The 22,144-nt window shown below is 62.9% G+C and carries 19 protein-coding genes; 9 read left to right on the forward strand and 10 right to left on the reverse strand.

Annotated features, from left to right (window positions below):
- Nucleotides 1-22: 22 nt before the first annotated feature.
- Nucleotides 23-1,615 (reverse strand): ABC transporter substrate-binding protein, encoded by a 1,593-nt coding sequence (locus MESCI2_RS0129790; protein WP_027039653.1) that lies wholly within the window; start codon nucleotides 1,613-1,615, stop codon nucleotides 23-25.
- A 454-nt stretch (nucleotides 1,616-2,069) separates the two neighbouring features.
- Here MESCI2_RS0129790 and MESCI2_RS0129795 point away from each other — a divergent pair, with 454 nt between their 5' ends.
- From MESCI2_RS0129795 to MESCI2_RS0129810, 4 genes are all read left to right on the forward strand, one after another.
- On the forward strand, nucleotides 2,070-4,076 hold the full coding sequence (locus tag MESCI2_RS0129795; protein WP_027039654.1) for a long-chain-fatty-acid--CoA ligase: 2,007 nt from the start codon (nucleotides 2,070-2,072) through the stop codon (nucleotides 4,074-4,076).
- Nucleotides 4,073-4,810 carry a class I SAM-dependent methyltransferase gene (locus MESCI2_RS0129800; RefSeq protein WP_027039655.1) on the forward strand — a complete coding sequence of 246 codons (738 nt, stop codon included), beginning with the start codon at nucleotides 4,073-4,075 and terminating at the stop codon, nucleotides 4,808-4,810. The genes MESCI2_RS0129795 and MESCI2_RS0129800 overlap by 4 nt, the downstream gene beginning before the upstream one ends.
- 28 nt (nucleotides 4,811-4,838) lie before the next feature.
- Nucleotides 4,839-5,027 (forward strand): hypothetical protein, encoded by a 189-nt coding sequence (locus tag MESCI2_RS01000000135895; protein ID WP_032901423.1) that lies wholly within the window; start codon nucleotides 4,839-4,841, stop codon nucleotides 5,025-5,027.
- Between the two features lie 101 nt (nucleotides 5,028-5,128).
- The gene (locus MESCI2_RS0129810) at nucleotides 5,129-5,713 is read left to right on the forward strand and encodes a GNAT family N-acetyltransferase (RefSeq protein WP_027039657.1); all 585 of its coding nucleotides are present in this window, start codon (nucleotides 5,129-5,131) and stop codon (nucleotides 5,711-5,713) included.
- 262 nt (nucleotides 5,714-5,975) lie between these two features.
- On the opposite strand, the gene MESCI2_RS0129815 is transcribed toward MESCI2_RS0129810, so the two are convergent.
- Together MESCI2_RS0129815 and pgi are read right to left on the reverse strand one after the other, a co-directional pair.
- Entirely contained in the window at nucleotides 5,976-6,698 is a 723-nt protein-coding gene (locus MESCI2_RS0129815; RefSeq protein ID WP_027039658.1) for an HAD family hydrolase, read from the reverse strand.
- Between the two features lie 5 nt (nucleotides 6,699-6,703).
- Nucleotides 6,704-8,353, reverse strand: a complete 1,650-nt coding sequence (gene pgi / locus MESCI2_RS0129820; RefSeq protein ID WP_027039659.1) for a glucose-6-phosphate isomerase — start codon at nucleotides 8,351-8,353, stop codon at nucleotides 6,704-6,706.
- A 270-nt stretch (nucleotides 8,354-8,623) separates the two neighbouring features.
- On the opposite strand from pgi, the gene MESCI2_RS0129825 reads away from it, so the two are divergent.
- The 3 genes from MESCI2_RS0129825 to MESCI2_RS0129835 all read left to right on the forward strand — a co-directional run bounded on the left by MESCI2_RS0129825 (nucleotide 8,624) and on the right by MESCI2_RS0129835 (nucleotide 13,187).
- Entirely contained in the window at nucleotides 8,624-10,117 is a 1,494-nt protein-coding gene (locus MESCI2_RS0129825) for a PLP-dependent aminotransferase family protein (protein WP_027039660.1), read from the forward strand.
- A 189-nt stretch (nucleotides 10,118-10,306) separates the two neighbouring features.
- On the forward strand, nucleotides 10,307-11,896 hold the full coding sequence (locus tag MESCI2_RS0129830) for a trimethylamine methyltransferase family protein (RefSeq protein ID WP_027039661.1): 1,590 nt from the start codon (nucleotides 10,307-10,309) through the stop codon (nucleotides 11,894-11,896).
- A gap of 61 nt (nucleotides 11,897-11,957) precedes the next feature.
- Nucleotides 11,958-13,187: an aromatic ring-hydroxylating oxygenase subunit alpha gene (locus MESCI2_RS0129835; RefSeq protein ID WP_027039662.1), complete on the forward strand. Its 1,230-nt coding sequence runs from the start codon at nucleotides 11,958-11,960 to the stop codon at nucleotides 13,185-13,187.
- Nucleotides 13,188-13,244: 57 nt separating this feature from the next.
- Here MESCI2_RS0129835 and MESCI2_RS0129840 read toward each other — a convergent pair whose 3' ends face one another.
- The 4 genes from MESCI2_RS0129840 to MESCI2_RS0129855 all read right to left on the reverse strand — a co-directional run bounded on the left by MESCI2_RS0129840 (nucleotide 13,245) and on the right by MESCI2_RS0129855 (nucleotide 17,932).
- On the reverse strand, nucleotides 13,245-13,643 hold the full coding sequence (locus MESCI2_RS0129840; protein WP_027039663.1) for a hypothetical protein: 399 nt from the start codon (nucleotides 13,641-13,643) through the stop codon (nucleotides 13,245-13,247).
- A gap of 64 nt (nucleotides 13,644-13,707) precedes the next feature.
- On the reverse strand, nucleotides 13,708-15,096 hold the full coding sequence (gene chrA, locus MESCI2_RS0129845) for a chromate efflux transporter (RefSeq protein WP_027039664.1): 1,389 nt from the start codon (nucleotides 15,094-15,096) through the stop codon (nucleotides 13,708-13,710).
- Nucleotides 15,093-15,911: a chromate resistance protein ChrB domain-containing protein gene (locus MESCI2_RS0129850; RefSeq protein WP_027039665.1), complete on the reverse strand. Its 819-nt coding sequence runs from the start codon at nucleotides 15,909-15,911 to the stop codon at nucleotides 15,093-15,095. The genes chrA and MESCI2_RS0129850 overlap by 4 nt, the downstream gene beginning before the upstream one ends.
- 215 nt (nucleotides 15,912-16,126) lie before the next feature.
- Complete coding sequence (locus MESCI2_RS0129855) at nucleotides 16,127-17,932, reverse strand: IlvD/Edd family dehydratase (RefSeq protein ID WP_023811496.1); 1,806 nt, start codon at nucleotides 17,930-17,932, stop codon at nucleotides 16,127-16,129.
- A gap of 146 nt (nucleotides 17,933-18,078) precedes the next feature.
- On the opposite strand from MESCI2_RS0129855, the gene MESCI2_RS0129860 reads away from it, so the two are divergent.
- Nucleotides 18,079-18,528 (forward strand): SRPBCC family protein, encoded by a 450-nt coding sequence (locus MESCI2_RS0129860; RefSeq protein WP_027039666.1) that lies wholly within the window; start codon nucleotides 18,079-18,081, stop codon nucleotides 18,526-18,528.
- Nucleotides 18,529-18,543: 15 nt separating this feature from the next.
- Here MESCI2_RS0129860 and MESCI2_RS0129865 read toward each other — a convergent pair whose 3' ends face one another.
- On the reverse strand, nucleotides 18,544-19,725 hold the full coding sequence (locus MESCI2_RS0129865; protein ID WP_027039667.1) for an Mrp/NBP35 family ATP-binding protein: 1,182 nt from the start codon (nucleotides 19,723-19,725) through the stop codon (nucleotides 18,544-18,546).
- Between the two features lie 269 nt (nucleotides 19,726-19,994).
- Here MESCI2_RS0129865 and MESCI2_RS0129870 point away from each other — a divergent pair, with 269 nt between their 5' ends.
- Nucleotides 19,995-20,372: a VOC family protein gene (locus tag MESCI2_RS0129870; RefSeq protein ID WP_027039668.1), complete on the forward strand. Its 378-nt coding sequence runs from the start codon at nucleotides 19,995-19,997 to the stop codon at nucleotides 20,370-20,372.
- An 11-nt stretch (nucleotides 20,373-20,383) separates the two neighbouring features.
- On the opposite strand, the gene MESCI2_RS0129875 is transcribed toward MESCI2_RS0129870, so the two are convergent.
- Both MESCI2_RS0129875 and MESCI2_RS0129880 read right to left on the reverse strand, forming a co-directional pair.
- Complete coding sequence (locus MESCI2_RS0129875) at nucleotides 20,384-21,388, reverse strand: inorganic phosphate transporter (RefSeq protein ID WP_027039669.1); 1,005 nt, start codon at nucleotides 21,386-21,388, stop codon at nucleotides 20,384-20,386.
- A 3-nt stretch (nucleotides 21,389-21,391) separates the two neighbouring features.
- On the reverse strand, nucleotides 21,392-22,033 hold the full coding sequence (locus MESCI2_RS0129880) for a DUF47 domain-containing protein (protein WP_013528009.1): 642 nt from the start codon (nucleotides 22,031-22,033) through the stop codon (nucleotides 21,392-21,394).
- Nucleotides 22,034-22,144: the final 111 nt, after the last annotated feature.

Raw genomic sequence — 22,144 nt, forward strand, 5'->3', positions numbered from 1 at the left:
GTGGCGCCCCCGTTTCGCAACCTTATTCGGCGATATCGACGCCGTCGAAGCGATGGATACCGAGCGGATCCATCGCAAAGCCGGTGACGGTCTTCTGCATCGGCATGAACACCTTGGAATGAGCGAGCGTCGCCCAGGGTGCCTGTTCCTTGAAGATGACCTGTGCCTGTTCATAGAGCTTGGTGCGCTCGGCCTGGTCCGAAACGGTCTTGGCCTTGTTGATGAGCGCATCGAAGTCCTTGTTGCACCATTCCGCGCGGTTGTTCGAACCGACGGAAGCGCAGCTCAGGAGCACGCCGAGGAAGTTGTCCGGATCGCCATTGTCGCCGGTCCAGCCGACGATGACGGCGCCGTCGTGATCGACCGCGGAAGCGCGCTTGAGGTATTCACCCCAATCGTAGCTGACGATCTCGACGGTGACGCCGACCTTGGCGAAGTCCGCCTGGATCAGTTCGGCGGTGCGGCGCGCATTCGGCATGTAGGGGCGCGACACCGGCATGGCCCAGACGTTCATCTTGAGGTCCTTGACGCCGGCCTCTTCAAGCAGCTTCTTGGCTGCATCCGGATCGTAAGGATCGTCCTTCACTTCCTTGTTGTAGGACCACATGGTCGGCGGGATCGGATTGATCGCCACCTGGCCGGCGCCCTGGAAGACGGCGTCGATGATGGCCTTCTTGTTGATGGCCATGTTGAGCGCCTTGCGGACGCGCACGTCGTCGAACGGCTTCTGCTGGGTGTTGTACATCAGCGCGCCGACATTGAGGCCTTCCTGCTCCTCGACCTTCAGGTTCGCATCGGCCTGCAGGCCGGCGATATCGGCCGGTGCCGGGTACGACATGATGTTGCATTCGCCGGCCTTGAGCTTCTGCGCGCGCACCGCCGGATCGGTGGTGATGGCGAAGACCAGATCGTCGATCTTCTGCTTGCCGCCCCAATAGTCCGGGTTGGCCTTGTAGCGGATGGCGGCGTCGGTCTGGTAGTCGACGAAGATGAACGGGCCGGTGCCGATCGGCTTCTGGTTGAACAGCTCAGGCGTCTTGTCGGCCTGCAGCTTGTCGGCATATTCCTTGGAGACGACCGAGGCGAAATCCATGCCCAGCGTCGGAATGAAGGTGATCGCCGGCTCCTTGAGGGTGAACTTCACCGTCAGGTCATCGACCTTCTCGACCTTGGTGATGTTGTCGCCGAACTGGTCATTGTAATACTGGTAGGCAATGCCCGGAATGTACTGGAACCAGGGGCCATTCTTGTCGACCTGACGTTCGAACGAGAACACCACGTCGTCGGCGTTGAAGTCGCGCGTCGGGGTGAAATAGTCGGTCGCGGCGAACTTGACGCCCTTGCGCAGCTTGAAGACATATTCCTTGCCATCGTCGGAGATCGTCCAGCTCTCGGCCAGGCCCGGCGAGGTCGTCGTCTTGCCGTGATCGAATTCGACAAGGCGGTTGAAGACGGTGCGCGATGACGCGTCGAACGTCTGGCCTGCGGTATACGGCGCCGGGTCGAAACCTTCCGGCGAAGCTTCCGCGCAGTAGACCAGAGTTTTCGCATTGGCCATGCCGCCCAGGACGCTTGCAGCCAGCAACGCGGCTGCAAAAGTCAGCTTCTTATTCATTGAGCACTCCCTGATGTTCTTCCAAGCCCCTCTATCAGGCTCGCGAAGCGCGCATATAAGCACCGTTTTTCCGGCTTTGGAACACCCCGTTTGCTTACCCCGCGGGAAGCAGGAAAAAAATCCGCTATTTTGCCAAATTGCAGAAAAAATTAGCAGTTTCTTCCATTCACGAGATTATTAACAACCGAATTTTTTTATTGATCACCAAGCTGACGATATAAATGTTCCGCGTGCTTCCGAGCGGCCGAGGGATGCGCCAGGATACCGTTTGGCAGCGCTGGCGGCGGCAAGGACTTTCGACGGCAAATCTTTCGCCATGTTGCCGCAAGGGCAAGACTTGCACGGTCAACAAGGGAGGCAATACATAGGGTGCAGCGGCCGCAGCGGAGGGCGCCCTTGTCAATTCAGGGGCGAGCGCGGCGCGAATGAACAAGACTTGTCCAGGGAGGAACGGGTGGCAAAAGCATCAAGGACGACGACGCCGGTGAAAGCGGGAGCCAAGGCGCCGTCGAAAGCAGCCGGTACTGCCAAGCCGAAAGCACCCGTTGCCAAGGTCGCCACGCCGAAGGCGGCCGCGGCGCCTGTAAGGGCAAACACCAAGCCGGCGGTGAAAGCCCCGGCCAAGGCTGTGGCCGGAAAGACGGCGCCGGGGAATAAAGCGGGGGCGGCAAAGCCCGCTGCCAGGCCGGCGTCGAAGGCCGCGGCGGCGGTGAAGACCCCACCAGCGGCAAAGCCGGCCGACGCCACCGCCAACCGATTGCCGAAAGCGCTGACGGCACTGGCCGCCGGCTTGCCGGAAAAGCCTTGGCTCAAGAGCTATCCGAAAAACGTGCAGGCGGAGATCGGCGCCCTGCCCTACAGCTCGATCGGCGATTTCCTCGTCGCCGCCTGCAAGCAGTTTTCCGCGCAGCCGGCCTTCACCTGCATGGACAAGTCCATCAGCTACACCGATGTCGAGCGGCTGTCGGCGGCCTTCGGCGCCTACCTGCAATCGAAGGGCCTGCAGAAAGGCGCGCGCGTCGCGCTAATGATGCCGAACGTGCTGCAATATCCGGTGGCGATGATGGCCGTCTTGCGCGCCGGTTATGTCGTGGTGAACATCAATCCGCTCTACACGCCGCGCGAACTCGAACACCAGTTGAAGGATTCCGGTGCGCAAGCCATCGTCATCCTGGAGAACTTCGCCAACACCTTGCAGGCGGTGATCGCCAGGACGCCGGTCAAGCATGTGGTGGTCGCCGCGATGGGCGACATGCTTGGCGGCCTGAAGGGCACCATCGTCAATTTCGTCGTGCGCCGCGTGAAGAAGATGGTGCCGGCATGGTCGCTGCCCGGCCATGTCAAGTTCAATGCGGCCATGAAGGCCGGCGCCGGCATGGGCTTCAAGCCGGCCAATGTGGCAGCCGGCGATGTCGCTTTCCTGCAATATACGGGCGGCACCACGGGCGTGTCGAAGGGTGCCACGCTGCTGCACAGCAACGTGCTCGCCAATGTCGCGCAGAACGCGCAGTGGATGGAGGACGCCTACACGATCAAGCCGAAACCGGCGCACCCCAACTTCATCTGCGCGCTGCCGCTCTATCACATCTTCGCGCTGACGGTGAACGCGCTGATGGGCATGCAGCAGGGCGCCCGCAATGTGCTCATTCCCAACCCGCGCGACATTCCCGGCTTCGTCAAGGAACTGCAGAAATATCCGGTGCACATCTTTCCGGGCCTCAACACGCTGTTCAACGCGCTGCTCAACAATGAGGATTTCCGCAAGCTCGACTTCAAGCCGCTGGTGCTGACGTTGGGCGGCGGCATGGCGGTGCAGAAGGGCGTCGCCGAGCGCTGGAAGGCGCTGACCGGTTGTTCGGTCACCGAAGGCTACGGCCTCTCGGAAACCTCGCCGGTGGCCACCGCCAACAAGTTCACCGCCGGCGACTTCACCGGCACTATCGGCTTGCCGCTGCCCTCGACCGAGATCGCCATCCGCGACGACGACGGCAACAATTTGCCGCTCGGCGAGGTCGGCGAGGTCTGCATCCGGGGGCCGCAAGTGATGGCGGGCTACTGGAACCGGCCGGATGAGACCGCCAAGGTGATGACCAAGGACGGCTACTTCAAATCCGGCGACATGGGCTTCATGGACGAACGCGGCTACACCAAGATCGTCGACCGCAAGAAGGACATGATCCTGGTCTCGGGCTTCAATGTCTATCCCAACGAGCTCGAGGAAGTCGTGGCCATGCATCCGGGCGTGCTCGAAGTGGCGGCGGTCGGCGTGCCGGACGAGCATTCGGGCGAGGTGCCGAAGCTGTTCATCGTCAAGAAAGATCCGGCGCTGACCGCCGAAGCAATCACCGCCTTCTGCCGCGAGAACCTGACCGGCTACAAGCGGCCCAGATACATCGAATTCAGGACCGAGCTGCCGAAGACGCCGGTCGGCAAGATCCTGCGGCGAGCGCTGCGCGAATGATTGCAGCCGGCGGCGCGGATGCCGTAAATGCACCTTGCCGTCCTGACCCGGCAGAATTCATCAGGACGAACATGCGCCTCGCCCCGGTGCCGTCGGTGCCTGAGATCCAGCTCTATACACCGCATCCGGCCAGTGGCCTGAGACGGCTCATAGATCCGCACCAAAGCGCTAACGACGATGACGACACGATCGAGGCGGACAACGATGGACCTGAGCCACAGCCGCCTTACTGGGCTTATGTGTGGGCCGGCGGCGCGGTGCTTGCGCGCCACATACTGGATCACCCGCAAACGGTAGTCGGTCGCCGCGTGCTCGACCTTGGCGCCGGTTCCGGCCTTGTCGGCATTGCCGCCGCCAAGGCCGGCGCGCGCGAAGTCATCGCCGCAGAGATTGACCGCAATGGCGTTGCTGCGATCAGCCTCAACGCGGCTGCCAACGGCGTCGAGATCATCATTGTCGACAAGGATATCACCACGGGTCCCCCGCTGGCGGTCGACCTCGTGCTCGCGGGCGATGTGTTCTACGGTCCTGAAGTCGCTCTGCGGGTTACCTCGTTCCTCGATCGCTGCCTGGCAGCCGGCATCGAAGTGCTGGCCGGCGATCCCCGTCGCGCCGATCTGCCGCTGTCACGCCTGCGGTTGCTCGCCGAATATCAGGTGCCGGATTTCGGCGACGCCAAGGGTGTCGCGAGCAAGCCAAGCGGTGTTTTTTCGTTTGAGGCGGAAGAGCGCTGACGCTGAGATCAAAACCCAGTCACTCGGAATGACCGGGTTCGACCTCCATCTTTGCCGCAACGACGTTGCTGGCCGTTACCTGAAGCAGACATTCGACTGCGGCATCGCGTTGGCCGTTTTGCGCCTGATCCCGGTTATTCCGTTGGCCCCTGCCGTCCTCCAGAAGCGGACATCGGTGGTGATCAGGAGGACGCTTCAGCTTTTCCAGAACCGCTGAGCCGACAGCAACCGGTATCGCTCCCACTCCATCCGGGTTACGATGCGTGGCTGAGAACGGGCGCGGGCGCCTTGTCGAACCACCTACGTCAGGAGGGCAGCGTGAAATCGCCGACAGTGAGAGTTATGGCCGCAGCCGATGAAGATTCAGCGGTCGAGATAATCGTGCTGGCGTTTGCAGCGGACCCTATGGCGCGGTGGACCTGGCCGCATGCACACCCGTACCTTGCAGCCATGCCGCGAATGGCCCGCGCGTTCGGGCGCAGGGCATTCTCTAACGGAAGCGCCTTTTGCACCGACGGCTACGCCGGGACGGCGCTGTGGCTGCCGCCCGGCGTGCATTCCGACGAGGAAGAGCTTGGCGCCGTGCTCGAGAGCACGGTTGAATCCTCTCTCGCCCCTGAAACCGCGGCCATATTCGAGCAGATGGCCACGTACCACCCGACCGAACCGCATTGGTACTTGCCCCTGATCGGCGTCGACCCGGCGCATCAAGGCGAAGGTCACGGCGATGCCTTGATGGCGTACGCACTCGCGCAGTGCGACCGCGATCACGCGCCGGCCTATTTGGAATCCTCGAACCCGCGCAACATATCATTCTACCAGCGGCACGGCTTCGAACCGCTCGGCGCGATCCAGGTCGGTTCGTCGCCGACGCTCATCCCGATGCTGCGGCGACCTCGTTGAGCGTCAGCTTGATCAGATAGTTTGATCCTATGGGACGCTTGATCCGGCATGCATTTAGGTCCCGGCGAGTTGGGGCTCGACTGCGGATCGTCCGCTTGCTGAAAACTTCAACCCGAAAGCTGCCGGTCGGGTCACGGCCCATGACAGACGAAGCGAGCGAACTGCACGTCTGCTTCCTGAGCTGCTTCCCCGAAATCTGCCCGCTTTCCACCAATCTCAGCCGTTGGCGGGAAAGCCCAAGTTGATTTGCCCGGCGTTGAACTCAGATCGTCTCCTTGACCCGTGCCGAAAGAAAGTCCGGCAGATCGGCAACCGAATCCAGGACAACGTCGGCAATCCCAGCCAGCGATTCGCGCGTACCGGTGCCGGAGAGCACGCCGACCGCCAGCCCGCAGCCGCCGGCTCGTGCCATTTCGAGGTCGTGCCTGTTGTCGCCGACCATGGCGATTTCCGCCGGCCTGAGGCCGGTGAGGTCGCTGAAGGCCAGGATGGTGTCGGGCGCCGGCTTCGGATTGGCCACCGCGTCGTAGCCATAGGCCGCGTCGAACAATTGGGCGACGCCGAGCGTGACCAGCGTCTTTTCCGCACCGCTGGTCGAGTCGTTGGTGGCGACGCCAAGCCGGTAGGACTTCCTGTGCAGTGCCGTCAGCGTGTCGACGATGCCGGGCAATGCCACAGCCATTGTCGAGCCCTGTATCGAGGTGATTTCGTTGAAGCGGGCAACCGCAAGCATCTGGTCCTCGTTGGACAGGCGTGGGAACCACAATTCGACGACGTCGAGATTGGTGCCGGACGCAAAGATCGAGTCCGGTTTGAAGCGCTTGTTGGCGAAATCGAAGCCGGCGGCGGCCAGCAGCCTGTCGGCTTTCCAGCGATCGCCCTCGGACGCATCCATGGCCATGAAATCGGCAATGCCGAGCCAGGTGGCGTTGAAGTCGACAAGCGTTCCGTCCTTGTCGAACAATATTCCCTTGATGTCTGCCAAACTTTTCACTCCGAGCCACGCAAATGGTGGATGAATCCCACAAGGCCAGCGGTCGATGCGTCCCGCTTGGCGGCACTTTCCTTGCCCTCCACGACAGGCAAAAGGCCGGTGGCCAGTTCCTTGCCGAGTTCGACGCCCCACTGGTCGAAGGAGTTGATGTTGAACAGCGTGCCCTCGACGAAGACGCGGTGCTCGTAGAGCGCGATCAGCCGGCCGAAGGTGCGCGGGTCGAGTTTGCGGTAGATTATGGTCACCGAGGGCCGGTTCCCGGAGAAGACGCGGTGCGGCGCTATCTTGTCGACATCGGCCGGCTTCATGCCCTTGGCCAGCATCTGGGCGCGGGCCTCGTCCAGCGTGCGGCCCTTCATCAGCGCTTCCGACTGCGCCAGGCAGTTGGCGAGCAGCAGATCATGCTGGTGCTTGAGATCGGGCTCGTGGCCGACGGCTGCGGCAAGGAACTCGACCGGGATGAAATCGGTGCCCTGGTGCAGCAGCTGGAAGAAGGCATGCTGGCCGTTGGTGCCGGGTTCGCCCCAGACCAGCGGTCCGGTCGGCGTCGTTGCCGCCGTGCCTTCGAGGGTGACGCTCTTGCCGTTCGATTCCATGTCGAGCTGCTGCAGATAGGCCGGCAATCTGGACAGGCGCTGGTCGTAAGGAATGACGGCGCGCGCCGGGTAGCCGCAGATGACGCGATGCCACCAGCCGACCAGCCCCAGCAGCGCCGGCAGGCTCTCCTGCACGGGTGCGGTACGGAAATGCTCGTCCATCTCATGCGCGCCATCGAGGAAGGCGCGAAAATTCCGCGGGCCGACAGCGATCATCACCGGCAGGCCGATGGCGCCCCAGAGCGAATAGCGGCCACCGACCCAGTCCCAGAAGCCGAAGACGCGATCTGGCGCGATGCCGAACTTGGCCACCAGGTCGAGCGCGGTGGAGACGGCGGCGAAATGCTTGCCGACCGCTTCCTTACCCAGGGCTTCCTGCACCCATTTCCGAGCGGTTTCGGCGTTGGTCATCGTTTCGACGGTGGTGAAGGTCTTGGAAGCGATGATGAAAAGCGTGGTCTCGGCGGACAGCCCCTTCAGCGTGTCGTGGATATGGGCGCCGTCGATGTTGGAAACGTAATGCGCGCGCGGCCCGTCATGATAGGGCGCCAGCGCCAGCGTCGCCATGGCCGGGCCGAGATCGGAACCGCCGATGCCGATGTTGACGATGTCGGTGATCTTCTTGCCGGTGGCGCCGGCCGCCTTGCCGGAGCGCACGGCATCGGCAAAGGCGCCCATGGCGTCGAGCACGGCGATGACGTCAGCCTTGACATCCTGGCCATCGACAGTGACGCCCTTGCCGGTCAGGTTGCGCAGCGCCGTGTGCAGCACGGCACGGTCCTCGGTGACGTTGATCTTCTTGCCGGCGAACATGGCGGCGCGGCGGCCTTCGAGATCGGCGGCCTGGGCGAGTTTTTCCAGCAGATCCATGGTGGTCGCGTCGACCGCGCATTTCGACCAGTCGAGCAGCAGATCGCCGTCGGTGGCGGAGAATTCCACGAACCGCTTGGGATCGGCGGCGAAGGCCTGGCGCATGCTGGCGGGCGCGGCGGCGCGATGATCGCGCAACGCGGCGAGCTGCTTTTGAAAGGACGATTGATCCACTGCCAAACTCCGAGACCTCGAGCCATCATTACGGACCGGATGTTTCCGGCGCGTGTCGTCGCGACAATCTATCGGGCCGAACTCCGCCCGTTTCAATGCGCAGCGATGACGCACGGAGTCACGCAGTCAGCCCACAGCGCAGCATCAAAATGGCGTGAAGGATCACTGGCATAAATCCCAACGATCAGAAAAATTGATTGGCGCAACCCCTTGTGCCACGGTTACGTTCGGCTGGTCCAGCCAAGCGAAAAAGGCTGGCCATCGAGGAAATCTCCCATGCCACAGCGAAACGACACGGCGATATGGTCCGGCCTGTTCCGGATTTCGGCTGAATCCGGCCAAACCCTGCAGGCGCAGATCCGCCAGGCCATCGTAGCGGCCATTCTCGACCGCCAGATCGCCGCTTCGATGCCGCTCCCTTCCTGCCGGATCCTGGCCGAAAAACTCGGCGTGGCGCGCGGAACCGTGGTGCTGGCGTTCCAGCAGCTCGTCGACCAGGGTTTCCTGGTGGCGCGCGAGCGGCGTGGTCATTTTGTCAATCCCGATGTGCTGGCGACACCGGCCAAGCCGCACCAGAAGGCGCCCGACCAGGCCAACGAGATCGACTGGAAGGCACGCCGCAAGATCGCCGCAAGCGACATGCCGCCGCCGGCCAAGCACGAGAACTGGATCAAGTCGTCCTACCCTTTCGTCTACGGTCAGTTCGACCCGGCGCTGTTCCCGACCGCCGAGTGGCGCGAGTGCAACCGCATGGCGCTTGCCGTGCTGGAAATCCGCAACTGGGCGTCCGACATGGTCGACCGCGACGATCCGCTGCTGATCGAGCAGATCCAGGCGCGGCTCCTGCCCCGGCGCGGCATCTTTGCCAATCCGGACGAGATCATCGTCACGCTGGGCGCTCAGAACGCGCTCTACATGCTGGCGACGCTGCTGATGTCCAAAGGCTCCAAGGTGGCGATGGAGGACCCCGGCTACCCCGACGCGCGCTCGATCTTCCGCCTTGCGGGCGCTGAGATACAGCCGGTGCCGGTCGACCAGTCCGGCATCGTAACTACTTCTATTGCCAACGATTCCGGGTTCGTCTTCGTCACGCCAAGCCATCATTGCCCGACTATGGTGCCGTTGTCGGCGGAGCGGCGGCAGGATCTTCTGGCGCGCGCCAACCGCTACAACCAGATCATCATCGAGGACGGCTATGACAGCCAGCTTCTCGACGAGGCGCCGCAGCAAGCGCTGAAGAGCCTCGACCGTTCTGGCCGCGTCGTCTATGTCGGCTCGATGTCCAAGACGCTGGCTCCGGGCCTGCGGCTCGGCTACATCGTGGCGTCCGCCGGACTGATCGCGGAGCTCAGGGCGCTGCGCCGCTTCATGCTGCGTCACCCGCCGGCCAACAACCAGCGCGCCGTCGCGCTGTTCCTGTCGCTCGGCCACCACGAGGCGCTGGTGCGGCGGCTGTCTTCAGCCTTCGACGAGCGGCGCAAGCGGCTGGTCCATGCGATTTCCGCCTTCCTGCCGGAATGGCGCTCGACCGATTCGGCCGGCGGCACGTCGCTGTGGCTCGAAGGGCCGCGCGGCACCGATTCGCGTGGGCTGGCCGAGGCGGCCGCCTCGCGCAGCGTCATCATCGAGCCAGGCGACCGTTTCTTCGATCGCACTGAAAAGCCTTCGCGTTTCATGCGGCTGGGCATCTCGTCGATCGCACTGCAGCACATCGAGCCAGGCATTCGCGAACTGGCCACGGCCGCCGGACGCAGACCCGCAGCCGCCTGATCCATCGTTGATCTCTCGTGACCGGAGCCGCTCGCAGCGGCTCCGGTATTTTAGTTCTGGCACATGGAACTGGGCCAGCTGGCCCATACGATGGGCCAGTGCCGGCGGCATAGTCGGCGTCAGGGGAAGAAGCAGGCCGATGGTGGACCAACCGCCACGAGTTCCTGCCGACGAAGGTGGAGTGCTTCCATGCCAGTGGCTGTCGAACAGCAGGACACGCCGGCGAACCGTCGTCCGCAGCGCTCCGGTCTTCGCGAAACAGGACATGCCATGCGATCATCTCCCCTGGTGGAGGATACCAGACCACAGCACAAGGCCATCGAGGGCGGCGGCTACGGGCCGCTGCGCGGGGATGACCGCGAGCGTATCCACGAGGGCGTGCTGACGCTCCTGGAGACAGTGGGCTTCGCCAACGCCATTCCTTCCTGCATAAAGGTGCTGACCAAGGTGGGGGCGGTCCATGGCGACGATGGCCGCGTCCGCTTTCCGCGCGCGCTCGTGCTCGACACCATCAAGCGGGCGGCACGACATTTCACGCTTCATGGCCAGGACCCCAGGCACGACATGGTGGTCCAGGGCAAGCGCGTCCACTACGGCACGGCAGGCATCGCCGTGCACCTGGTGGATCTCGAGAAGCGCGAGTACCGCGAGTCCAAGCTGCAGGATATTTATGATGCCGCCCGCATCGTCGACGGGCTGGACAACATCCATTTCTTCCAGCGGCCGATGGTGGCGCGCGACATCGCCGATCCGCTCGAGATGGATTTCAACACGCTTTATGCCTGTGTGATGGGAACCTCGAAGCACGTCGGAACATCCTTCACCGTGCGTGAGAACGTGAAGCCTGCGCTTGAAATGCTGTACGCCATCGCCGGCGGCGAGGAGAATTTCCGTGCCCGGCCATTCGTTTCCAACTCCAACTCATTCGTCGTGCCGCCGATGAAATTCGCCGAGGATGCCTGCGGCGTGCTTGAGGCCTGCGTTGAAGGCGGCATCCCGATCCTGCTGCTGTCGACCGGCCAGTCCGGCACCACGGCACCCGCGGCGATGGCCGGCGCCGTCGTGCAGGCGGTGGCCGAAGTGCTGGCCGGCCTGGTTTATGTCAACGCGCTCAAGCCCGGCCATCCGGCGATCTTCGGCGCCTGGCCGTTCATGTCGGACCTGCGCACCGGCGCCATGGCGGGCGGGTCGGCCGAGCAGTCGGTGGCAACGGCGGCCTGTGCCCAGATGGCGCAATTCTACGACCTGCCCGGCGGCTCCGCCGCCGGCATGACTGATTCGAAATTGCCCGATATTCAGTCCGGCTACGAAAAAGGCATCACCAATGTGATGGCCGGCCTCTCCGGCCTCAACCTCGTCTACGAGGCGGCCGGCATGCATGCCTCGCTGCTCGGCTTCTGCCTGGAGAGCCTGGTCATCGACAACGACATGCTCGGTCATTGCCTGGGCTGCGCGCGTGGCATCGACGTGACTGACGAGGCCCTGTCGATCGACAGCATCGCCGAGGTCTGCCTCAAGGGTCCGGGCCACTATCTCGACAACGAACAAACGCTCAAGCTGATGCAGACCGAGCACTTCTATCCCGCCCTCGGCGATCGTTCCTCACCGAAGGAATGGAACGAAAAAGGCCGGCCTGATATATTGCTGCGTGCGATCACCGAGAAGAAACGCATTCTTGCCGAACGATTTCCGCGCCACGTGCCAAAACAGGTCGACGACAGATTGCGTGCCCGCTTCGGCAACCTGATCCACCTGCCGCGCACGCATATGGGCGGCTGACCGGAGACGAATTCGTGCAGCCATACAGCCATACACGACCAACCATCGGGCAGAATGACAAATGAGTGTGCATCCTATCCAGCAAGCCCCCGCCGATGGCGACGCGATCGATCGGCTGGTGGCATCTCATCGCCCAGGCCACGGCCTGGTGCGTGCCTTCTATCATGACCCGGCGATCTTCGAGCGCGACATGGAACGTGTCTTTCGCCGCCACTGGCATTGCCTGGCCCATGCCAGCGTTATCCCTAACCCCGGCGATTTCGAGCTGTTCAAACTGGGCGACGAGGCAGTCATCCTGACACGCGGCATGGATGGCACCGTGCATGCCATGCTCAATGTCTGCCGCCACCGCGGCGCCGAGGTCTGCACCAAGGAGAAGGGCAACGCGAAGATGTTCGTGTGCCCCTACCACGCCTGGGCCTATTCCAATGACGGATCGCTGCGCGCTGCCCGCCTGATGCCAAAGGATTTCGACCGCTCGGCGCACGGGCTGAAGAAGCTTCATGTCCGCGTCGCCTCCGGGCTGGTCTTCATTTCCTTCGCCGAGACGCCGCTCGATTTCGATCCGATCGAACAGTCGCTGCGCACGAGCTGCGGCCAATATGGCTGGGGCGACGCCAAGGTGGCGTATCGTCAGTCCTATCCGCTCGACGCCAACTGGAAGCTCGCCGTCGAGAACTATGTCGAATGTTACCATTGTGGGCCGGCGCATCCTGAATATTCGCAGACGCATGCGCTGGAAAAGCCGGCCGAGATGATCGAGCAACTCAATGCGGCGATGGAGCAGCGCACCTGCGCGCTCGGCATCGAGATCGGCAGCGCCAACCGCTGGCAGAACTCGGCCGCCGGTCAGGAAGCAATCCACACCTTCCGCTACGCGCTCTATGACGGCGTTTCGAGCGGCAGCCAGGACGGCTCTCCGGTGGCCCCGCTGATGGGCCGCTTCACCGACTATGACGGTGGCGTCACCTCCATCCATCTCGGCGGCACGACCTTCCTCGTCTGCTATCCCGATCACGGCATGATCTACCGATTTATCCCGAAAACGGCTGGTACATGCGAGATGGAGCTGATCTGGCTGGTGCGCGGCGACGCGGTCGAGGGGCAGGATTACGATCTGGAGAAGCTGACCTGGCTGTGGAAGGTCACCACCGACGAAGACAAGAAGATCATCGAGCACACCGCGCGCGGCGTGCGCTCGCACTATTTCGTGCCCGGACCTATCGCGCCGATGGAATACAACGAACTGCGCTACATCGGCTGGTATCTCGAGGAGATCAGCCGGGCCTGAGCCGGGCCTGAACGGCTCGGCTGCCGCGGGAGAATCAGGCAGATCTTGCCTTTCGCGTCATTCCGCGCTGAGCCCGTATCGGTCGACGACTTCAGCGTTGATGAGCTTGGCATGCAGCGTCATCAGCACGATCTGCGCGTCGAGGCTGTCGCCGGTTTCAAGCGCCGCCTCGATGCGGCGCTCGGCTTCCAGCGTCCGCTCACGGCCATTGGCTTGCTCGAAGGTTTCGGGACCCGCGATGCAATAGCTGCATAATTGTGCCACCGACGCATAGGTGGCCGGTGGCGGCTCGTCGGGCCAGCGATCCTTCATGAGATTGACGAGGGTAAGCTTCACGCCCTCCGGCACAAGGGCTGGATGCAGATCGGCGCCGCGCAATGCATCGTCGAGCTGCCTCAAGTCGCCCGAACGGCCGAACATTCCGAGGAAGCCGAGGGAAGAGCGCCGTCCGGCCATGATGTTTCCTTCCGTTTCCAGCCCACTTAGGTGGTGGGCAAGCGGATTACAAAGGCGGTGCTGTCTAACCAGCCGCCGCCAGCAAGACCCCTGCAAGGGCGGATAGCGCGAGTGTCGGCAGCATGCCGACTTTCAGCTTCAGGATGGCGACCATGGCGGCCACGGAAAGCAAGGCCGCACGCCAGTCGATGGACGAAAGCACCGGCATGTTCATGCCAAGGCCCGTCGCGTGCACCTCACGGAAGATGACGTGCAAGCCAAACCATAGGGCCAGATTCATGATCACCCCGACAATTGCGGCGGTGATCGCGCCCAGTGCGGCCGACAATGCCTTGTTGCCGCGCAGGGTCTCGATGTAGGGCGCGCCGAGGAATATCCAGAAAAAGCAGGGCGTGAACGTCACCCACAGGGTGAGCAGCGCCCCCAGCGATCCGGCCAGCAACGGGTCGAGCGAGCCGGAATGGCGGAACGCGGCGATGAAGCCGACGAACTGCAACACCAGGATGAGTGGTCCTGGCGTCGTTTCTGCAAGTCCAAGACCGTCGACCATTTCACCCGGCGCCAGCCAGCCGAAGGACTGGACGGCTGCCTGCGCGACATAGGCGAGGACCGCATAGGCGCCGCCGAAGGTGACGACGGCCATGAGACTGAAGAACCGGCCTATCTCGGTCCAGACGCTTGCAGAGCCGGTGAACCACCAGATCAAAAGAACAGGCCCGAGCCAGAGCGGCAGCCATATGGCGAGGGTGCGCGGTGCATGCCATTTGGTCGGTTTGACATGGGCCAGTTCGCCACGCTCGAACATCAGGTCGACCGCTCCCTTGAAGTCGGCAACACTGTCCTTGCCATGGGCCGAGCCGGAAAACAGGCCGGGAGCAACGCGGTCTCCCAGCCATCCCGTCAGGCCGGCGAACAGGACGATGAGCGGAAAGGGCACATTCAACGCATAGATGGCGATGAACGCCGCGACCGCGATCGACACCATGACCCGGTTTTTCAGGGCGCGCCTCCCGATCCGGATCACCGCCTCGATGACGATGGCGAGCACCGCCGCCTTCACCCCGAAAAACAGCGCCGCGACCAGCGGCATGTCGCCATAGAGGACGTAGAGGCTGCTCAAGGCGAGCATGACGAGCGCGCCCGGTATGACGAACAGGATGCCTGCGACAAGGCCGCCGACCGTCCTGTGCAACAGCCAGCCGACATAGATGGCGAGCTGCTGGGCTTCCGGGCCAGGCAGCAGCATGCAGTAGTTCAGCGCATGCAGGAAGCGCTGTTCACCGATCCAGCGCCGGTCCTCGACCAGCTCCTTGTGCATCAGCGCGATCTGCCCGGCCGGACCGCCAAAGCTGAGCAATCCGATCCTCGCCCAGACCTTCGTGGCCTCCGCGAAGGTCGGCGCAGCCGGCGGCTCGATAGTCACCGCCTTATTGTCGGGGACAAGAATGGTCATGACGGCTTACCCGCTGCCGGCCAGTTGTGCTTTTCGTCGGTGGCGTCGCGACACCAGCGGAAGAACGCGTCGTAGAGCAGCATGCCTGCTTCCAGTTGTTCCAGATCGTCGCGGAACATACGCGACAGACCGAGCGAGGCAGCCAGAAAACCGGCCGCCTGGGGCACCAGGTCGAGGCTTGCGGTGTCGGCCGCGCGCACGATCAACGCCAGGCGATCGAGCGCCCCGGATTTCAACCCGAACTCCTCGATCATGGTGTCGAAGGTGCAGCGTTCGCCGCGATGGCTCCAGAACACATTGTCGATGTCGAACGGCACGGCCTGAAAGCGGTCGGCAACAGCCAGTACTTCAGCGGGTTCGACAAACAGGAACACCGCGTCGGGGTCGAGGAAACGTCGGATCAGCCATGGGCAAGCGATGCGGTCGACCTTCGGGCGGGATCGCGTCACCCAGACGGTGGCGCCCTTTTCATTGCGTGGCGGCAACTTGGCGGTGCGGACCAGAAGCCCCCCGGCATCGCGCCAGGCCTCAAAGCCGCCTTCAAGGGATTCGGCTGATATCCCCTCATGGCGCAGCCATGCGACGACGCCTTGCGAGAGCTTTTGCCCCTTCTGGCAGACGACGGCCACCGGCTTGCCGGCGAACGCGGCGGCCCAGGTTGAAACGGTTTTGAAATCGCGCCGGCACGAGGCCGGCAACAGGCGCGGATCGGCTTCGAAATCTTCTTCGATGCGAACATCGATGATGACAGGTGCACCCGGCAGACCTATGAGCCGGGACAATTGCGGTACGGTGATAGCGGTTGTTGACGGCATGGCGTCCACCTTCCTGAAAAGAGAAGCTTGGACGCGAACGTTGGGCTGACGCCTCACGGGGTCGTCGCGATGCACCCCTTGTCATGATGGTGGATTTGTTGGGCGCGCTTGTCAAGGACGGTGACCGTTCTCGACCTACCCGGCCGGGATGCAACACGCTGGCCGGAAAACCGACGGCGGCCTGATTTGATCAAGCCGCCATCCGTCGATTCAGATCAATGATTGTCTCTGGGGACGCCGCTTGTGTGCGCGACATCCTGGTATTTCACCGCCGGTTTCAGCACCATTCCCTCCGAGAACTGCGCGACCATGCCGCGCTGGATCTCCTGCCAGGGTGTCTGGTGCTTGGGATAGTGGAAGCCGCCATTGTTCTGCAACTCGGCGCGGCGCCGGGTGATCTCGTCGTCGGTGACGAGGATGTCGGCCGTGCCCTTGCGCAGGTCGATGCGGACACGGTCGCCGGTCTTGAGCAGCGCCAGTCCGCCGCCGATGGCGGCTTCCGGCGAGGCGTTGAGGATCGACGGCGAACCCGACGTGCCCGACTGGCGTCCGTCACCGATGCAAGCGAGCGCGTGGATGCCCTTCTTGATAAGATAGGCCGGCGGCTGCATGTTGACGACCTCGGCACCGCCGGGATAGCCGACCGGGCCGGCGCCGCGCATGAACAGGATGGTGTGTTCGTCGATGCCTTGCGCCGGGTCGTCGATGCGGGCGTGGTAATCCTCCGGCCCGTCGAAAACCATGGCGTTGCCTTCGAAAGCCTCGGGATCCTTGGGGTTGGAGAGATAGCGTTCGCGGAATTCCGGCGAGATGCCGCTGGTCTTCATGATCGCCGAATCGAACAGATTGCCCCGAAGATTGATGAAGCCGGCATTGGCCTTCAGCGGCTTGGCGACAGAGCGGATGACGTCGGGATTTTCGTTGGCAACGCCCTCGCTGTTCTCACCGATCGACTTGCCGTTGACGGTGCGCGCGCCGGGATGCGGCAACAGCCCGCCCTTCATCAGTTCGGCAATGACCGCCGGCACGCCGCCGGCATGATGGTAGTCCTCGCCGAGGTATTCGCCCGTCGGCTGCAAATTGACCAGCAGCGGCACATTGAGGCCGACCGTCTGCCAGTCGTCATTGTCGAGCTTGACTCCAAGGTGGCGGGCGATGGCGTTGAGATGGATAGGCGCGTTGGTCGAGCCGCCAATGGCCGAATTGACGACGATGGCGTTCTCGAAAGCCTCTCTCGTCATGATATCGGACGGCTTCAGATCCTCATGCACCATCTCGACGATGCGTTTTCCGGTCTCATAGGAAATCTGGCCACGCTCGCGGTAGGGCGCGGGAATGGCGGCCGAGCCCGGCAACTGCATGCCAAGCGCCTCGGCCAGCGAGTTCATCGTGGTGGCGGTGCCCATGGTGTTGCAATAGCCGGTGGACGGCGCCGACGAGGCGACGATATCCATGAACTCGTCATAATCGATCTCGCCGGCCGACAGGCGCTGGCGTGATTCCCAGACGATGGTGCCGGAGCCGGTGCGCTTGCCCTTGTGCCAGCCATTGAGCATCGGGCCGACCGACAGGGCGATCGCCGGGATGTTGACGGTGGCCGCCGCCATCAGCAGGGCCGGTGTCGTCTTGTCGCAACCGATGGTCAGCACGACGCCATCGAGCGGATAGCCGTAGAGCACTTCGACCAGGCTGAGATAGGCAAGGTTGCGGTCAAGTGCCGCGGTCGGGCGCTTGCCGGTCTCCTGGATCGGATGGCAAGGGAATTCGAAAGGAATGCCGCCCATCGAGACGATGCCTTCGCGCACGCGCTTGGCGAGTTCGATATGGTGACGGTTGCAAGGCGACAGATCCGAGCCGGTCTGGGCAATGCCGATCAACGGCTTGCCGGACATCAGTTCGGCGCGCGTCAGACCGTAATTGAGATAGCGCTCGAGATAGAGCGCCGTCATGCCCGGATTGTCGGGATTGTCGAACCACTCCTGCGAGCGAAATTTTTTCTTATGGGTAGGGGCGCCTGCCATCATGGTCTCCGTATTTGTAAGACAAATCGATATGGCAACGCGCGGGAGCAGGCAAGAGGGCGTGCGGTCGCAACCGGACTTTGGTGCGATAGACACGCACCAAGCCGTGCGTTACGGGTTCGGACAGTCTTGTCCGGGAGGTTTTCATGGCTTTGGTGATCGAAGGCGAGGAGCGCATTGCCGCACCGCTGCAAAAAGTGTGGGAAGCGCTGAACGATCCCGAGATCTTGAAGGCGACCATTCCCGGCTGCCAGAGCCTGGAGATGAAGTCGCCGACCGAGATGGCGGCAACCGTGGTGGTGAAGATCGGACCGATCAAGGCGACGTTCAACGGCGAAGTGACGCTGAAGAACCTGAAGCCGCCGCACTCCTACACCATCCAGGGCGAAGGCAAGGGCGGCATTGCAGGCTTCGCCAAGGGTGGCGCCGACGTGACGCTGACGGCAGACGGACCCGACGCCACGATATTGAACTACGCGGCCAAGGCCGATGTCGGCGGCAAGATCGCCCAGCTCGGCAGCCGGCTGATCGAATCGACCTCGAAGAAACTGGCCGGACAGTTTTTTTCGTCGTTCGGCGAAAAGGTCGGCGGCTGAGCCCTCAAGCGGGCATCACTCGAACACAATACTCGGCACGGCGGCTGCCGCAGCACCACGCTCTTCGTTGACCCGGTCCCAGACCTTCGAAGCGATGTCGCGGTAGATTTTCGCCTCGGCGCCGTCAGGCTTGGAGACGACAACCGGCGTGCCGGCATCCGAGCTTTCGCGAATGCCCATCTCGAGCGGCACTTCGCCAAGGAAAGTGACGCCAAGACGCTCGGCCTCGCGGCGTGCCCCGCCATGGCCGAAAATGTCGTAGCGCTTGCCGGTGTCGGGGGCGATGAAATAGCTCATGTTCTCGACGATGCCGAGCAGCGGCACGTCGACCTTCTTGAACATGTTGAGGCCTTTTCGCGCGTCGATCAGGGCCAGGTCCTGCGGCGTCGAGACGATGACGGCGCCGGCCAGCGGCACCTGCTGGGCCATGGTCAGCTGCGCGTCGCCGGTACCGGGCGGCATATCGACGACGAGCACGTCGAGACGGCCCCATTCGACCTCGCGCAGCATCTGCGTCAGCGCCGACATCACCATGGGGCCGCGCCAGATCATTGGCGTTTCCTCGTCGACGAGGAAACCCATCGACATCACCTTCAGGCCGTAATTCTCCATCGGTTTCAGGATCTTGCCATCGACGGTCTGCGGCCGGCCATGGATGTTGAGCAGCCTGGGCATGGAAGGGCCGTAAATGTCGGCATCGAGCACGCCGACGCGCAAGCCGTTGGCGGCGAGGCCAAGCGCGATGCTGACGGCGGTGGTCGACTTGCCGACGCCGCCCTTGCCAGAGGCAACGGCAATGATCGCCTCGATACCGGGCACGCCACGCTTGCCCGAGCTGTGCGAGGCCGGCGCGTGCGGAGCCGCACGCGGCGCGGCGGCAGCGGGCGCAGCCGGTGGAACGGGCCTGGGTGCGGGGCGCGACGGAACCGGCGCCTCCATGCCGCCGCCCTTCTTTTCGGCCGTCAGCGCGACGACGGCGCCGGCGACACCGGGGATCGCCTTGACCACACGCTCGGCGGCGGCGCGCAGCGGCTCCATTTCCTGGGCACGGGCAGCGGGAACGGTGATCGAGAAGAAGACCTTGCCGTCAGCGATGAAAATTTCCGAAACCATGCCGAGGTCGACGATGTTGCCGGTGAAATCCGGCCCGTTGACCGTCTTCAGACGCTCGGTGACGATTTCCTTGGTGACGGACATGGCAGTTTTTCCTTACGCAGCTTGCGCCTGAGATGCAGCTTGCACCTGAGATAATGCAGTTTCCGGGCAGAACCAAGCCGTGGAGCAATGGCTGCCCTGGCGTGTCTGAAAAAGCGGCAGGGGCTGTCGGATTTCATCCGCGCCAGACGTCTTCCAGATAATCGAACGCCGATGCGGCCAACAATCAGGTCAAGCGACAGTCGTCAAACGATCGCGGCGACCTATTTCGGTGACCAGCACGGGGTCGATAACCAGGAAAGGAGACCATCATGCTCGCAAACAGCAACGCAACGGCCAATCTCGCGGTGAAGGATCTCGCGAAAGCCAAGGCTTTCTATGAGGGAACGCTGGGCCTGAAACAGGTGCACGATGAGGGCGGCGAACTGATCGTCTACAAAAGCGGCGATACCACCCTCAATGTCTATCATTCCCAATTTGCTGGAACCAACAAGGCGACAGCGGTAACCTGGATGGTTGGCGACGAGATCGGTAACATCGTCAAGGAGCTGAAGTCGAAGGGCGTCGCCTTCGAGCACTATCAGATGCCGGGCTTGACGCTGGAGGGCGATCTCCACGTCGGTTACGGAATGAAGGTCGCCTGGTTCAAGGACCCGGACGGCAACATCCTGAACCTTGTGGACAGGTAGATTTCTTTACGTCACCTCGCCAGGCCAACCGCGAGGTAGGTGAGCGCCGAAATCAAAGCTGTGGCCGGCAAGGTGACGATCCAGGCAATGACGATGTTGCCGGCAATGCCCCAGCGCACGGCCGAGACGCGGCGGGCGGCGCCGACGCCGATGATGGCGCCGGTGATGGTGTGCGTGGTCGATACGGGAACGCCGAGCCAGGTCGCCGCAAACAGCGTGATCGCCCCGCCGGTCTCGGCGCAAAAACCCTGCATCGGGTTCAGCCGGGTGATCTTCGAGCCCATGGTGTGGACGATGCGCCAGCCACCGAACAAGGTGCCGAGCGCCAATGCCGACTGGCAGGTGAGGACGACCCAGAGCGGTACATGGAAAGTCGTGCCGAGCATGCCTTGCGAATAGAGCAGCACGGCAATGATGCCCATGGTCTTCTGGGCGTCATTGCCGCCGTGCCCGAGTGAATAGAGCGAGGCGGAAAAGAACTGCAGGACGCGGAAGGTGCTGTCGACCGCAAACGGCGTCTGGCGCACGAAGAGCCACGAGACGGCGAAAATCAGGACGAGGGCCAGGATAAAGCCGGTCGCCGGCGACAGGACGATTGCCGCAACCGTCTTGCCAAGCCCTGTCCAAACGATGGCGCCCACGCCTGCCTTTGCCACACCGGCGCCGACCAGGCCGCCGATCAGCGCATGCGAGCTGCTCGAAGGGATGCCGGCGATCCAGGTGACGATGTTCCAGACGATGGCGCCGACGAGGGCTGCAAAGATCACCGCCGGGGTGACGATGCTGACGTCGATGATACCTTTGCCTATGGTCTCGGCAACGTGGAGGCCGAAGAACATGAAGGCGATGAAATTGAAGAATGCCGCCCACAGCACCGCATATTGCGGCCGCAGCACCCTGGTGGAGACGATGGTGGCGATGGAATTGGCGGCATCGTGCAAGCCGTTGAGAAAGTCGAAGAACAGTGCGACGGCGACGAGGCCGACCAGCACGGGAAAGGCAATGGTGGCTTCCATCACCTAGACATTCTCAATGACGATGCCGCTGATCTCGTTGGCGACGTCCTCGAAGCGGTCGACCACTTTTTCCAGTTGGCCATAAATCTCGCTGCCGATCATGTACGCCATCGGATCGCTGCTGCCGTGCTTCCTGAAGAGATCCTTCAGCCCCTGCTCGTGCAGGTCGTCAGCCCGGCTTTCGACGCGCATCACCTCCTCGGCGATGGCGTTGAGGCGCACCGTGTGCGTCGCGACCTTGTTGAGCAGTGGGATGGCCTCGGCCACCAGCTTGGCGGCGGCGACGATGACGCCACCCATTTCCTGCATCAGCGGATCGAACTCCTTGCGCTCGAACAGCTTCACCGTCTTGACCGTCTTGTGCATCATGTCGATGGCATCATCCATCGACTGGATCAGGTCCTTGATGTCGCCGCGATCGAAAGGCGTGATGAAGGAGCGCCGCACCGCCAGCAGGACTTCCGCGGTGATGTGGTCGGCCTCATCTTCGAGATCGATGATTTTCTGGCACCAGAGGTCGATATCCCTGCCCTGAAGAAGCTGCTCCAGCGCCTCGGCGCCGCCGACCACGGTGCGCGAATGTCGTTCGAACAGGTCGAAGAAGCGATCTTCGCGCGGCAAAAGCTTGCGGAACCAGCCCAGCATGGTCGATCTCCCAGTTTCATCCACATAGCGCCGCATCGCGCCGCGGGAAACAGGTAGCCGGCTTAAAGGTGTGGATGCAGGACAATTGTGCATCGCGCTTGCGGTGAGGCG

It is taken from the genome of Mesorhizobium ciceri WSM4083 (assembly GCF_000519305.1).
GTDB lineage: Bacteria > Pseudomonadota > Alphaproteobacteria > Rhizobiales > Rhizobiaceae > Mesorhizobium > Mesorhizobium ciceri_B.

What these genes read in the sequence shown, in the direction of transcription:
- MESCI2_RS0129790 (WP_027039653.1), bottom strand. Translation starts at nt 1,615, where the DNA reads ATGAATAAGAAGCTGACTTTTGCAGCCGCGTTGCTGGCTGCAAGCGTC.
- MESCI2_RS0129835 (WP_027039662.1), top strand. Translation starts at nt 11,958, where the DNA reads ATGAGTGTGCATCCTATCCAGCAAGCCCCCGCCGATGGCGACGCGATC.
- MESCI2_RS0129870 (WP_027039668.1), top strand. Translation starts at nt 19,995, where the DNA reads ATGCTCGCAAACAGCAACGCAACGGCCAATCTCGCGGTGAAGGATCTC.
- MESCI2_RS0129855 (WP_023811496.1), bottom strand. Translation starts at nt 17,932, where the DNA reads ATGGCAGGCGCCCCTACCCATAAGAAAAAATTTCGCTCGCAGGAGTGG.
- MESCI2_RS01000000135895 (WP_032901423.1), top strand. Translation starts at nt 4,839, where the DNA reads ATGACCGGGTTCGACCTCCATCTTTGCCGCAACGACGTTGCTGGCCGT.
- MESCI2_RS0129860 (WP_027039666.1), top strand. Translation starts at nt 18,079, where the DNA reads ATGGCTTTGGTGATCGAAGGCGAGGAGCGCATTGCCGCACCGCTGCAA.
- MESCI2_RS0129830 (WP_027039661.1), top strand. Translation starts at nt 10,307, where the DNA reads ATGCCAGTGGCTGTCGAACAGCAGGACACGCCGGCGAACCGTCGTCCG.
- MESCI2_RS0129865 (WP_027039667.1), bottom strand. Translation starts at nt 19,725, where the DNA reads ATGTCCGTCACCAAGGAAATCGTCACCGAGCGTCTGAAGACGGTCAAC.
- MESCI2_RS0129850 (WP_027039665.1), bottom strand. Translation starts at nt 15,911, where the DNA reads ATGCCGTCAACAACCGCTATCACCGTACCGCAATTGTCCCGGCTCATA.
- MESCI2_RS0129840 (WP_027039663.1), bottom strand. Translation starts at nt 13,643, where the DNA reads ATGGCCGGACGGCGCTCTTCCCTCGGCTTCCTCGGAATGTTCGGCCGT.
- MESCI2_RS0129825 (WP_027039660.1), top strand. Translation starts at nt 8,624, where the DNA reads ATGCCACAGCGAAACGACACGGCGATATGGTCCGGCCTGTTCCGGATT.
- MESCI2_RS0129880 (WP_013528009.1), bottom strand. Translation starts at nt 22,033, where the DNA reads ATGCTGGGCTGGTTCCGCAAGCTTTTGCCGCGCGAAGATCGCTTCTTC.
- chrA (WP_027039664.1), bottom strand. Translation starts at nt 15,096, where the DNA reads ATGACCATTCTTGTCCCCGACAATAAGGCGGTGACTATCGAGCCGCCG.
- MESCI2_RS0129800 (WP_027039655.1), top strand. Translation starts at nt 4,073, where the DNA reads ATGATTGCAGCCGGCGGCGCGGATGCCGTAAATGCACCTTGCCGTCCT.
- MESCI2_RS0129875 (WP_027039669.1), bottom strand. Translation starts at nt 21,388, where the DNA reads ATGGAAGCCACCATTGCCTTTCCCGTGCTGGTCGGCCTCGTCGCCGTC.